This window comes from Cellulosimicrobium sp. NPDC055967 (genome assembly GCF_042269845.1).
Taxonomy (GTDB): domain Bacteria; phylum Actinomycetota; class Actinomycetes; order Actinomycetales; family Cellulomonadaceae; genus Cellulosimicrobium.
Map to the genome: position 1 here is coordinate 19,539 of NZ_JBHJYJ010000021.1, position 12,575 is coordinate 32,113.

At 73.8% G+C, this 12,575-nt stretch carries 12 protein-coding genes; 4 read left to right on the forward strand and 8 right to left on the reverse strand.

Features of this window, described 5'->3' with window-relative positions:
* Window positions 1–180: 180 nt before the first annotated feature.
* From ACFC2L_RS18805 to ACFC2L_RS18820, 4 genes are read left to right on the forward strand one after another with little or no spacing between them, the layout of a single operon-like run.
* Complete coding sequence (locus ACFC2L_RS18805; RefSeq protein WP_375825871.1) at window positions 181–1,074, forward strand: ABC transporter ATP-binding protein; 894 nt, start codon at window positions 181–183, stop codon at window positions 1,072–1,074.
* On the forward strand, window positions 1,071–1,874 hold the full coding sequence (locus ACFC2L_RS18810; RefSeq protein ID WP_375825873.1) for an ABC transporter ATP-binding protein: 804 nt from the start codon (window positions 1,071–1,073) through the stop codon (window positions 1,872–1,874). Before ACFC2L_RS18805 ends, ACFC2L_RS18810 begins: the two co-directional genes overlap by 4 nt.
* Before the next feature lie 5 nt (window positions 1,875–1,879).
* Window positions 1,880–2,863, forward strand: a complete 984-nt coding sequence (locus ACFC2L_RS18815; RefSeq protein ID WP_375825875.1) for an ABC transporter permease — start codon at window positions 1,880–1,882, stop codon at window positions 2,861–2,863.
* Window positions 2,864–2,866: 3 nt separating this feature from the next.
* Window positions 2,867–4,039 carry an ABC transporter permease gene (locus ACFC2L_RS18820; protein ID WP_375825876.1) on the forward strand — a complete coding sequence of 391 codons (1,173 nt, stop codon included), beginning with the start codon at window positions 2,867–2,869 and terminating at the stop codon, window positions 4,037–4,039.
* Window positions 4,040–4,178: 139 nt separating this feature from the next.
* Here ACFC2L_RS18820 and ACFC2L_RS18825 read toward each other — a convergent pair whose 3' ends face one another.
* The 8 genes from ACFC2L_RS18825 to ACFC2L_RS18860 all read right to left on the reverse strand — a co-directional run bounded on the left by ACFC2L_RS18825 (window position 4,179) and on the right by ACFC2L_RS18860 (window position 12,515).
* Window positions 4,179–4,943, reverse strand: coding sequence for an ABC transporter permease (locus tag ACFC2L_RS18825; RefSeq protein WP_375825878.1), 765 nt, complete (start codon window positions 4,941–4,943; stop codon window positions 4,179–4,181).
* Complete coding sequence (locus ACFC2L_RS18830) at window positions 4,940–5,770, reverse strand: ABC transporter ATP-binding protein (protein ID WP_375825879.1); 831 nt, start codon at window positions 5,768–5,770, stop codon at window positions 4,940–4,942. The genes ACFC2L_RS18825 and ACFC2L_RS18830 overlap by 4 nt, the downstream gene beginning before the upstream one ends.
* A gap of 30 nt (window positions 5,771–5,800) precedes the next feature.
* The gene (locus ACFC2L_RS18835) at window positions 5,801–6,643 is read right to left on the reverse strand and encodes a DUF4097 domain-containing protein (RefSeq protein ID WP_375825881.1); all 843 of its coding nucleotides are present in this window, start codon (window positions 6,641–6,643) and stop codon (window positions 5,801–5,803) included.
* A gap of 72 nt (window positions 6,644–6,715) precedes the next feature.
* Window positions 6,716–7,258: a histidine kinase gene (locus tag ACFC2L_RS18840; RefSeq protein WP_375825882.1), complete on the reverse strand. Its 543-nt coding sequence runs from the start codon at window positions 7,256–7,258 to the stop codon at window positions 6,716–6,718.
* Window positions 7,259–7,359: 101 nt separating this feature from the next.
* Window positions 7,360–8,175 carry a TSUP family transporter gene (locus tag ACFC2L_RS18845; RefSeq protein WP_375825883.1) on the reverse strand — a complete coding sequence of 272 codons (816 nt, stop codon included), beginning with the start codon at window positions 8,173–8,175 and terminating at the stop codon, window positions 7,360–7,362.
* Between the two features lie 92 nt (window positions 8,176–8,267).
* Window positions 8,268–8,837: a DUF5063 domain-containing protein gene (locus ACFC2L_RS18850; protein ID WP_053371787.1), complete on the reverse strand. Its 570-nt coding sequence runs from the start codon at window positions 8,835–8,837 to the stop codon at window positions 8,268–8,270.
* Between the two features lie 17 nt (window positions 8,838–8,854).
* On the reverse strand, window positions 8,855–9,454 hold the full coding sequence (recR, locus tag ACFC2L_RS18855; RefSeq protein ID WP_375825884.1) for a recombination mediator RecR: 600 nt from the start codon (window positions 9,452–9,454) through the stop codon (window positions 8,855–8,857).
* An 88-nt stretch (window positions 9,455–9,542) separates the two neighbouring features.
* Window positions 9,543–12,515, reverse strand: a complete 2,973-nt coding sequence (locus ACFC2L_RS18860; RefSeq protein WP_375825885.1) for a DNA polymerase III subunit gamma and tau — start codon at window positions 12,513–12,515, stop codon at window positions 9,543–9,545.
* Between the last annotated feature and the right edge of the window lie 60 nt (window positions 12,516–12,575).

The window sequence follows — 12,575 nt, forward strand, 5'->3', positions numbered from 1 at the left end:
CGTCCGGGCCGGCCCCCCGCCCGCCCCGCCCGGGCGCGCGCCCCGGGCGGCACCGCCCGGCCCGGGGGGCCCCGCCCCCCTCGCCCGCCCCCCGGCGGCCAGCCCCCCCGGCCCCCGCGGGCCCCCCCCCCCCCGGGCCTCGGTGCGGTCCAGCCCCCCGCACAGAAACAGGTAGGACGAGTGAACACCGAACCTCTGCTGACCGTCTCGCACTTCAGCGTGGTCTACGACGTCGACCCGCCCGTCGAGGCCGTCAGCGACGTCTCCCTCACGCTGCGCCGCGGGGAGATCCTGGGCCTGGCCGGCGAGTCCGGCTGCGGCAAGACGTCGCTCGCGTACGGCATCCAGCGGCTGCTCAAGCCGCCGGCCGTCATCCCCTCGGGATCGGCGATCTTCCACGACGAGTCGGGCGAGGACGTCGACCTCAACGCGCTCGACGACGACGCGATGCGCCGGTTCCGCTGGGACAAGGCGTCGATGGTGTTCCAGGGGGCGATGAACGCGCTCAACCCGGTCGCCACCGTCGGCAAGCAGCTCGGCGACGTGTTCGAGACGCACCGCCCCCGTATGAGCAAGGCCGAGCGGACCGAGGAGAGCGCCCAGCTCCTCGACCTCGTCGGCGTGGGGCGCGACCGGCTGCGCTCCTACCCGCACGAGCTCTCCGGCGGCATGCGCCAGCGCGTCATGATCGCCATGGCCCTCGCGCTCAAGCCGCAGCTCATGATCATGGACGAGCCGACGACGGCGCTCGACGTCCTCGTGCAGCGCGAGATCCTCCAGCAGATCTCGGACCTGCGGAAGCAGTTCGGCTTCTCGGTCATCTTCATCACGCACGACCTCCCGCTGCTGCTCGAGATCTCCGACCGGATCGCGGTCATGCGCCAGGGCCGGATCGTCGAGCTCGACACCGCGGCGAACATCTACCACCACGCCCGGCACGAGTACACCCGCACGCTCCTCGGCTCGTTCCCGAGCCTCACCGGCGAGCGGGGCGGGTTCGTGCGCGGCCGGTCGGAGCCCGCGGCCACGGCCGCGAGCACGGCCACGACCTTCGCAGGAGGCCAGGCCCGATGACCACCCTCGAGTTCTCGCACGTCAGCAAGAAGTACAAGGTCCGGGGTTCGGGCGACCTGCTGGCGCTCGACGACGTCAGCTTCACGCTCACCTCGGGGCGCACGGTCGCGCTCGTCGGGCAGAGCGGCAGCGGCAAGTCGACGATCGCGAAGATCCTCACGCAGCTCGAGCGCGCCACGTCCGGCGAGATCCTGCTCGACGGCGCCCCCATCCCCCGCCGGGGACGGGCCCTGCGCCGCTACCGGCAGCAGATCCGCATGGTCTTCCAGGACCCGTTCGCGTCGCTCAACCCGTACCACACGATCCGCCACCACCTCGAGCGGCCGCTGCGCCTCGACCACGTGGTCCCGAAGGACGCGGTCGACGCGGAGGTGCACCGGCTCCTCGACCGCGTCCACCTGGACGGCGGGGTCGTGGACCGTCGCCCGCACGAGCTGTCCGGCGGGCAGCGCCAGCGCGTCGCGATCGCGCGCGCCCTCGCGTCGCGCCCGTCGCTGCTCATCGCCGACGAGCCGGTCTCGATGCTCGACGTGTCGATCCGCCTCGGCGTCCTCAACCTCCTCGCCGAGCTCCAGCGCGAGGCGAACCTCGGGGTCCTCTACATCACGCACGACCTGGCGACCGCGCGCCACTTCAGCGACGAGATCATGGTCCTGCACCACGGCAAGGTCGTGGAGCACGGGCCGGCCGACGACGTGATCCTCGAGCCCCAGCACCCCTACACCCGCGCGCTACGCGATGCCTCGCCCAACCCGGAGGTCCACTTCTCCGGCACCGGCCCCGCATCGTCGAGGAGCTGATCCCGTTGCGATTCTTCGCCCGCCGCACCGCCTTCTACCTGTTCACCGCCTGGGCGGCGATCACGATCAACTTCTTCCTGCCCCGCATGATGAAGGGCGACCCGGTCTCCGCGTACCTCGCGAAGAACCAGGGGAAGATCAGCCCCGAGGCGGCCGAGTCGCTGCGCACCCTCTTCGGGCTCGACGACGGCCGGTCGCTCTTCCAGCAGTACGTCGACTACTGGGGCCTCATGCTCAGCGGCGACCTCGGTCGCTCGTTCTCCAAGGGGCTCGCCCCCGTGGGCGACGTGATCGCCGCCGCCCTGCCGTGGACGCTCGGGCTCGTCGGTATCGCGACGATCCTCAGCTTCTTCCTCGGCAGCGGCCTCGGCGCGATCATCGGCTGGCGCCGCGGGAGCAAGGCCGACGCGATCGTGCCCATCTCGACGTTCTTCTCGACCGTCCCGTACTTCTGGATGGGCCTCATCGCCATCGCGGTCTTCTCGAGCATGCTCGGCTGGTTCCCGGCGTCGCACGCGTACAGCAAGGGCGCGTCGCCCGAGTGGTCGTGGGAGTTCGCCCGGGACGTGATCCAGCACGGCACGCTGCCCGCCCTGACCATCGTCGTCGCGTCGCTGGGCGGCTGGGTGCTCGGGATGCGGAACATGATGATCACCGTCCTCGACGAGGACTACGTGACGGTGGCCCAGGCCAAGGGCCTCCCGCCCCGCAAGGTGCTCACGCGCTACGCGTCGCGCAACGCGGTGCTGCCGCAGCTCTCGAGCTTCGCGCTGTCCCTCGGCTTCATCGTGGGCGGCACGCTCGTCATGGAGCTCGTCTTCTCCTACCCCGGGGTGGGCAAGCTGCTGCTCGACGCCACCAACGCGAAGGACTACCCGCTGATGCAGGGACTCTTCCTCGTCATCACGCTCTCGGTCCTCGTCGCGAACATCCTGGCGGACGTCGCCTACGCCGCCCTCGACCCGCGCACGCGTCAGACGGAGGCCTGAGCCATGACGTCCACCACCACGACCGCGACGAGCGAGGCCACCGCGCCCGCGACCCCGACAGCCGCCTCGGGCGGCTCCTCCGGACGCGGCCTCGCGAGCCGCGCCGGGGCCTCGTTCGCGATGTTCCGCAACGGCAAGTCGCTCACCGGCCTGATCATCCTCGGCGTGTTCACGCTCGTCGCGATCTTCGGCGACCTCCTCGCGCCCTACGGGCCGCTCGAGAAGGACTTCACCGCGCTCAAGCAGCCGCCGTCCGCGCAGCACCTGCTCGGCACGACGCACATGGGCGAGGACGTCCTCAGCCAGATCATCTACGGCACGCGGGGCGTGCTGGTCGTCGGGTTCGTCTCCGGCATCATCGCGACGCTCGTCGCGGTGATCGTCGGGGTGACCGCCGGGTACATCGCGGGCTGGCGCAGCGAGTCGCTCTCGGCGCTCACGAACGTGTTCCTCGTGCTCCCGGGCCTTCCGCTCATGATCATCGTGGCGTCGCAGCAGGAGAACCCGAGCCTCCTGCTCGTCTCCACGGTGCTCGCGATCACGGGCTGGGCCTGGGGCGCGCGCGTCCTGCGGGCGCAGACCCTGTCGCTGCGGAACCGGGACTTCATCCAGGCGGCGCGGGCGAACGGCGAGCCGATCCACCGCATCATCGCCGTCGAGATGCTGCCGAACCTCACCGCGATCATCGCGTCGAGCTTCGTCGGCACGGTGACCGCGGCGGTCCTCGGCCTGACTACGCTCGCCTTCATCGGGGTCATCCCCATCACGAACCTCAACTGGGGCACGATCCTCTTCTGGGCTCAGCAGAACGGCGCGTTCCCCGACTACTGGTGGTGGTACGTCCCCGCCGGCCTGTGCATCGCGCTGCTCGGCATGGCCCTGTCGCTCATCAACTTCGGGATCGACGAGTACGTGAACCCGCGCCTGCGGTCGGCCGGCGAGCGGGCGCGCGCCCTGCGCAAGAAGGGCTACAAGGCCTCGAGCGGGATCACGACGGTCGCCGACCGCCCCGACCTGCTCGAGGGCAGCGTCACCCCGCCCCCGCCCGACTCCCCGCACGTCGACGTCCCGGGAGCACCGGTGCACGGCGACGACATCGGCGCGGTGACGGAGGCCGACCAGGCGACGGCCGGCCCGGACGTGATCCCGGTCGGCCGGCCGGAGCGCTCCGCCTAGCAGGCGCCGCACAGACGGGTGAGGGGCCGCACCACGGCCCCTCACCGGCAGACGGTCCCGGCACGGGGCGCCGTCCGCGCCACGCCCCTGGTGCGGACGGCACGCCTCCACCCGTGCCGGGACCGTTCTTGTGTGCAGGTCAGCGCATCTTGCGCCGGTAGATCGCGACGGCCCACGCGTACGCGACGGCGAGGATCCCGACGAGCCACGCGAGCGCGACCCAGATGTCGGCGCCGACGGGCTGGCCACCGAACAGCGCGCGCAGGGTGTTCACGATCGCGGTGACGGGCTGGTTCTCCGCGAACCAGGCGACGGGGGCCGGCATGGTGTCCGTGGGGACGAACGCGGAGCTGATGAACGGCAGGAAGATCAGGGGGTAGCTGAACGCCGAGGCGCCGTCGACCGTCTTCGCCGACAGCCCCGCGACGACCGCGAGCCACGTCAGGGCGAGCGTGAACAGGACGAGGATGCCGAGCACGGCGAGCCAGGCGCCCACCGACGCCCCCGTGCGGAACCCCATGAGGAGCGCGACGCCGACGACGATCGTCACCGAGACGAGGTTCGCGACGAGCGACGTGAGCACGTGCGCCCACAGGACGCTGGACCGCGCGACGGGCATCGACTGGAAGCGCTCGAAGATGCCGCCCTGCAGGTCGAGGAACAGCCGGTACGACGTGTACGCGACGCCCGACGCGACGGTGATGAGCAGGATGCCGGGCAGCATGTAGTCGATGTACGACCCGGCGGCGCCGGTGTCGATCGCGCCGCCGAGGACGTAGACGAACAGCAGCATGAGCGCGATCGGGGTGACGGCGGTCGTGATGATCGTGTCCGGGCTGCGCAGGATGTGCCGCAGCGAGCGGCCGGTCAGGACACGGGTGTCGGCCAGGACGTGCGTGGTCATCGGAGCTCCTCTCCGGCGGGCTGGGTGCCCTCGGCGGTCGTCGGGGTCGCGGGGTGCTCGCCGGTCTCGCCGACGAGGGTGAGGAAGACGTCCTCCAGGGACGGCTGCTTCTCGACGTACTCGACCTGCGCGGGCGGCAGGAGCGCCTTGAGCTCGGCCAGGGTGCCGTTCTGGATGATGGTGCCGCGGTGCAGGATCGCGATCCGGTCCGCGAGCTGCTCGGCCTCGTCGAGGTACTGCGTGGTGAGCAGCACCGTCGTGCCGCCCTGGGCGAGCTCGCGCACCGTGGCCCAGACCTCGATGCGCGCCTGGGGGTCCAGGCCGGTCGTCGGCTCGTCGAGGAAGATGACCGGCGGGTCGCCGATCAGGCTCATCGCGATGTCGAGGCGACGGCGCATCCCGCCGGAGTAGGTCCCGGCCCGGCGCGAGCCCGCGTCGGTCAGGGAGAAGCGGGCGAGCAGGTCGTCCGCCACCTGTCCGGGGTCCTTCAGGTGGCGCAGCCGGGCGACGAGCACGAGGTTCTCCCTGCCCGTGAGGACCTCGTCGACCGCGGCGAACTGCCCGGTCAGGGAGATCGACTCCCGGACCGGCCCCGGCTCGTCGACGACGTCGTGCCCGTGGACGCTCGCGGCGCCCGCGTCGGGCGTGAGGAGCGTCGACAAGATGCGCACGAGCGTGGTCTTGCCCGCACCGTTGGACCCCAGCAGCGCGAAGATGCTCCCCGCCGCGACGTCCAGGTCGACCCCGCGCAGCACGTGCAGGTCGCCGAACGACTTCTCGATGCCTCGGACCCGCACCGCGGGTGCGAGCGACTGGTCGACAGACATGTCCAGGTCTCCGTCTCTCTCAGGCGTGGGTCAGGGTCGGCGGACGACGACGTCGCCGAAGCCGGTGCTGGCGTAGATCTCCGCGGTGGCCTCGTCCTCGACGGGCCCCTCGGTCGGGGTCAGGTGGTTGCGGACGCTGCCGTGCTCGGAGCTCGCGTCGAGGAACGCGGCGGTGCCCTCCGGCACGCCCACGTCGATCGAGCCGAACGACGTGCTGAGGGTGACGCTGCCGGACTCCAGGCGGTCGACCCGGATGCCGCCGTGCGCGGACTTGGCGGTGAGGGTGCCGACCACCCGGTTCACGGCGATCTCGCCGTGCGCGCCCTGCACGGCGAGCGTGCCCGTGACGGCGCCGACCGTCGTCGTGCCGTTGCTGGCCTTGATGGTCCCGTCGCCGGCGATCTCGCTGATGCGCACAGAGCCGGCGCTGACCTTGACGTCGGCGGTGCCGGCGACGCGACCGACGACGACGGACCCCGCCGAGGCCTTGAGGGCGAGCCGCTCGACGTCCTCGAGCCGGACGTCGGCGACGGAGAGCGTCATGTCGACGTCGCCGAGCGAGCCCTCGGTGTAGAGGGTGCCCGCCTTGCCGCGCAGGTCGGAGCCGGCGGGGAGCTCGACCGTGATGTCGGCGGTCCCGGCCGCGAACGGCAGGACGAACTGCTTCCACGACCCGGGGTACAGGATCGTGACGGCGTCCCCGTCGCGGTCGACCCGGACGTCCTGGGCCGCGCGGACGCTGCCCGACTTCGCGGGGTCCGTCGGCAGGACCGTCACGACGACGTCGTCACGGTCGCCGGCGACGACGTGCAGGTTGGCGAAGGGCACGTCCACGACGACCGGGACGGGCTGGGAGGCGGGGAAAGTGGGCATGACGGAGCTCCAACGGTGGTGTCGGTGTGGTGTCAGCGGGTGGGAGGAGAGGCGGGCGTGCGGACCGGAGGGTCAGCGCACCCAGCCGGTGACGCGGGCGGAGCCGCGCGGCTGCGGGCGGGCCTGCGCGGCCGGGCGCCCGGTGGACTGCTCGAGCGCCGCGGCGACCGCGCGCACGAGCCACGTGTTGACGGAGACGCCGTCGCGGGCGGCGGCGGTCTCGGCCTGCGTCTTGAGGTGGTCGGGCAGGCGCAGGGTCGTGCGGGTCGTGGCGCCGGACTCGACGTCGGCGACCGCCACGCCGGGGAGCGCGTCCGGGGCCGGGGCGACGCCGTACGCCGGCGCGCCGGGTGCCGTGGCCGGGGCCGCGGGGGCCGGGGCGGCGACCACGAACTCCGGGGCGCCGCCCCGCAGCCGCACGTCGACCGAGCCGGGCGCGAGCTCCGCGGAGATCTCGCCCGCCGCGTCCGAGAGCGCGTCGAGCAGGACGAGCCGCACGGCCGCGTCGAGCGGTGCGGTCAGCCGCTCGGCGAGCCGGCGGCCGTCGTCCCCCGCGGCGTCCGCGGCGGCGGCGAGGCGGTTCTGGAGGTCGTCGACATACGGGGTGAGGTCCATGACGCCATCATGGCACCATTCGTGGTGTCATAGCAACCCCTCGCGACAACATCGCGACACCACATGACACCAGGCGCGTGTCCGCGCTGGTCAGCGTGGCGTCAGGAGCCCAGGTCGGTGACGACGTCGTAGCCGAGCTTGAGGATGAGCGCCCCCACCACGACGACGAACACGACGCGGACGAACGCGCTGCCCTTGGCCACGGCCATGCGCGCCCCGACGTACGCGCCGAGCAGGTTCGCCGCACCCATGAGCAGGCCCAGGCCCCACAGCACCGCGCCGTAGGGGACGAAGAAGATCAGCGCGCCCGCGTTCGTCGCGAAGTTCGCGATCTTCGCGAGCGCCGACGCCGGCAGGAACGCGTACCCGAGGATGCTCACGAGCGCGATGACGAAGAACGTCCCCGTGCCCGGGCCCAGCAGGCCGTCGTACGTGCCGATGACGAGGCCGATCCCGGCCGCGGCCCAGCGGTGGCCGTTGCCCTCCCAGCGCAGGTTCGTCGTGTGCCCCAGCTTCGGCTTCGCGATCGTGTAGGCCGCGACCCCGACGAGCACCACGAGGATGATCGGCTTGAACAGCTCGGCGGGGATGCGCGACGCGAGGGCGGCGCCACCGATGGCACCGACCAGCGCCGCGAGCGCCATCGGTCCGGCCGTCCGGAGGTCGGGGCCCACCCGCCGGTAGTACGTCGCGGCGCTCACCGAGGTGCCCATGATGCTCGCGAGCTTGTTCGTCGCGAGCGCCTGGACCGGGCTGATGCCGGGCACGAGGAGCAGCGCGGGCAGCTGGACCAGACCCCCGCCGCCGACGACGGCGTCGATCCACCCCGCCGTCAGGGCGGCGAGCACGAGCAGGAGGACGGTCAGGCCGTCGATCTCGAGCCCGCCGGAGACCGGGAGGGAGAAGGCGGGCAGCACCCCCTAGTGGTACCACAGCGCCTCGGTCGGTGGTCCTGCGTCCCGGCCGTGCGCATCCGGTCCGCCGGACAGGCTTCGAACCGCGACGTGCGTCAGGACTGGAGGGCGTCGTACTCGGCCTCGGCCGCGACGTCGTCCTCGACGTCGAGGCGCAGGTGCGCGAGCGCGAGCTGCAGCACGCGCAGCGCGCTCGCGGCGCGCTCCCCCCAGAGCGAGACGTAGGAGAACTGCCACCACCACAGGCCCTCGAGCTCGCGGCCGCCGTCGTAGTGCTGGAGGCCCTTGGCGAGGCACTCCGCGACGCACGCGAGGTCTCCCGACAGGGACGCGGCGCCGACCTCGGCGCCCACGAGCGGGTCGGTGATCTCGGCGTAGTCGTCGAACCCGTCGAAGAGCTGGGAGAGCGCCGTCCGCAGCGGGTCCACGTCGGTGTCGCGGCCGGCGTCGGGCTCGAAGCGCTCGACCGGGACGACGTCGCCCATGGCCCCGAGGCGCGCGCCCGCGGCGAGCGCGTCGGACAGGGCGAGCAGCAGCAGGGGCAGCACGGCCCCGGGCGCGGCCCCGGACGCGACCTGGGTCGCGGTGGTGAGGAACGCGCGCGCCTGCGCGGCCATGCCCTCGGCGATCTCCCGCAGGTCGGGGTCGTTCTCGATCTCCCCCATGCTCGCCACCCTTCTCGTCAGCCGCCGACGAGGCGTCGGCCCTCGAACGCCCGGCCGAGCGTCACCTCGTCCGCGTACTCCAAGTCTCCCCCGACCGGCAGCCCGGACGCGAGGCGGGTCACGCGCAGGCCCATGGGCCCCAGCATGCGCGCGAGGTACGTGGCCGTGGCCTCGCCCTCGACGTTCGGGTCGGTCGCGAGGATCACCTCGGTCACCTGGCCGTCGGCGAGGCGCGCCATGAGTTCGGCGATCCGCAGGTCGCCCGGACCGACGTTCTCGATCGGGTTGATCGCGCCGCCGAGCACGTGGTACCGCCCACGGAACTCGCGCGTGCGCTCGATCGCGACCACGTCCTTGGGCTCCTCGACGACGCAGATCACCTCGGGCGAGCGGCGCGGGTCCGCGCAGGTGCGGCACTGCTCGGACTCCGCGACGTTGCCGCACGTCTCGCAGAAGCGCACGCGCGCCTTCACCTCGGTGAGCGCGTCGGCGAGCCGCCGCACGTCGACGGCGTCGGCGGCGAGCAGGTGGAACGCGATGCGCTGCGCGCTCTTGGGCCCGACGCCGGGGAGTCGGCCGAGCTCGTCGATCAGGTCCTGGACAGCGCCTTCGTACACGCCCCCAGCCTACGGGGCGCGGCCCACAGCGCGGGCCCGGCCCGCCGCCGTCATGACCGACGGCCGCCCTGTCCCGACGTGCTCACGGTCAGACGCCCTGGTCCTGGATCTCCTCGATGATCTTGCCGTCGAGCAGGCTCACGACGAGCGCCGTCCCGACCAGACCGGTCGAGACGATGTCGGGGTCGTCCGCGGACGGGAGGTCGTCCATCGGGTCGACCGTCGACGGCGCGTCCCGCCGGGCGGGCGCCTCAGCGGGTCGGGCGACGCGGGCCGTCGTGGCCGCTGCGATGGCCGCGCGTGCGGCGGAGACCCCGCGCAGCGGGGCTCCCGACGCGTCCACCGGAGCGACCGACGCCGTGCGGCCGGGTGCCTCCGGACGCGGCGGCAGCGCGGGAGTGGCCGGTGCAGGGCTCACGGGCGAGACCGGTGCCCGGGCGGCCGGAGTCTGCGCGCCGGGCGCCGCGCGCGTCTCCGGGGCGCGGTCGAGAACAGGCTCCGGCTCGGGGCCGTCGTCGAGATCGGCCGGTGGCTCGGCAGGCGCCCCCGCGAGCCACGCCTCGTCGGCGGCGTCGAGCCGAGGCTCGGGCGACGGCGACGGCGACGGCGACGAGGCTCCGGCGAGCCAGGCCTCGTCCGCGGCGTCGACCACCGGTCCGGGGTCCGCGTCGCCGCCGGCGACGTCCGTCTCGACCGGTCGCTCCTGCAACGCGACGGCGCCGCGCGGCGCGGACGCGCCCGTCGCGAGCGCGGTCGGGGAGGCAGCCGTGCCGGACGCCACGGTCCCGCCCGGCGCGCCGACCGTCGCGAGTGGCACGGACGCGCTGCCCCCTCCGGAGCCGGTCTCACGACCGGTCCCGCCGGGGCCGGGCGCTGCCGGCCCCTGACCGGGGCCCGTGGGTGCCGGGGCCGCAGGGTCCTGTGCCGAGGTGCGCCCGGCGCCGGCCGCCCCGCCCTCGTCCAGCCGCGCCTCGACCCGCACCTGGAGCCCGAGGGTCTGATACACGACGTCCTGCACCGCATGGACGTGCCGCGACGAGGAGAAGGTGCGCGCGAGGCCCGGCGACGGGAAGGCGAGGAAGAGCACGCCCTGGCCGAGCTCCGCGACCTGCGCGTTCGGGCCGACCAGCGACCACGTGACGGGATTCGCCCGCAGGTTCTCCAGCACCTCGGGCCAGCGCCGCCGGAGCTCCTCGGTCGTGAACGCCGGGCTCGCGGCGCCGGACGGGGCGCTCGCCGTCGGCTGCGCCGGACGGCCTGCTGCCAGCCCTGCGGGGGACGCCTCGGCACGCACGGGCGGCGCCGCCTCCTCGCGCGTCGGCGACGCGGCGTCTTCGTGCGTCACTGCATCGGCGTCCGCGTGGTCCTGCTCCGCCGGACCGGTCGGCTCGACCGGGCCGGTCCGACGCGCGGTACCGGTCTGCTCGACCGGCGGCACCGCCTGCGCCGGGGCGCCGCTGGGCTCCGCGGTCGACGGCGACGTGGGCAGGGCGGGCGGCGCGGCGACCGTGGGCGCGGGCTCGGTCATGCCCGACGGAACGCCGCCCTCGCGCGGTACGGGCGGGGTGTCCGGTGCCGACGGGGCGCCGAGTGCCGGTGCCGAGGCCCGCTCGTCCTCGACGGTCCTCGCCGGGACGGCCGCGGCGCGGGGCTCGGTTGACGGGCGCGCGTCGGTCGGCGCAGCGGCACCGGCCGACGGCTGCACGGCGGGGGCGGACGGGGTCGACCGGGTGGGGCGCAGGGCGGCGCGCACGGCGGCTGCGCCGGTGAGACCGGACGCCGGTGCGGCCGCGGCGGGAGCCGGCCCCGCGCCGTCGGGCACCGGGGCCGCGGCGCCGGCGGGCGTCCCCGCCCCGGGCGAGACGGCTGCCGGCGCGACGGCGACCGTGCCCAGCCCGCCGCGCTCGAGCCGGTCGAGGCGTGCCGCGAACCCGGCCGCGCCGTCGTCGGCCCCGGGCAGGAGCAGCCGCGCCATGAGGAGCTCGAGGTGCAGTCGCGGCGAGGTGGCGCCCGTCATCTCGGTGAGCGCCGCGTTGACGAGGTCGGCCGCGCGCGAGAGCTCGGCGACGCCGAGGTTCTGCGCCTGGGCCCGCATGCGGGCGAGCTGGTCGGCGGGCTGGTCGCGCAGCACGGCCTGCGCCTCGTCGCCGGAGACGGCGATGACGATGAGGTCGCGCAGGCGTTCCAGGACGTCCTCGACGAAGCGCCGGGGCTCGTGCCCGGTGGCGATGACGTGGTCCACGACGCGGAAGATGCTCGCGCCGTCGCGCGCGGCGAGCGCGTCCACGACGTCGTCGAGCAGCGTCGCGTGCGTGAAGCCCAGGAGCGCGACGGCGCGCTCGTACTCCACGGCGCCGTCCTGGGCGCCCGCGATGAGCTGGTCCATGACGGACAGCGAGTCGCGCACGGAACCGCCCCCGGCGCGCGTGACGAGCGGGACGACGCCGCCGCCGATCGTCACGCCCTCCGCGGCGCACAGCTCCTCGAGGTAGGGCCCGAGCACGTCCGGCGGGACGAGGCGGAAGGGGTAGTGGTGCGTGCGCGAGCGGATGGTGCCGATGACCTTGTCCGGCTCCGTCGTCGCGAAGACGAACTTCACGTGCTCGGGCGGCTCCTCGACGAGCTTGAGCAGCGCGTTGAACCCCTGCGGCGTCACCATGTGCGCCTCGTCGAGGATGAAGATCTTGTACCGGTCGCGCGCCGGGGCGAACGCGGCGCGCTCGCGGAGCTCGCGGGCGTCGTCGACGCCGTTGTGCGACGCCGCGTCGATCTCGACGACGTCGAGGCTGCCCGGGCCGCCGCGCGCGAGCTCGACGCACGAGGGGCAGACGCCGCACGGGGTGTCGAGCGGGTTGTCCGGGGTGTTCTGCGCGCAGTTGAGCGTGCGCGCGAGGATGCGCGCGCTCGTCGTCTTGCCGCAGCCGCGCGGGCCGGAGAAGAGGTAGGCGTGGTTCACCCGACCGCTGCGCAGCGCCTGCATGAGCGGCGCGGTCACGTGGTCCTGGCCGATCACCTCGGCGAAGGTCTCGGGCCGGTAGCGGCGGTACAGGGCGGTGCTCACCCCCGTCACTCTAGACGCCGCGTCCCACAGGCACGAGGCCGCTCCGCCGTCGTCGACGCG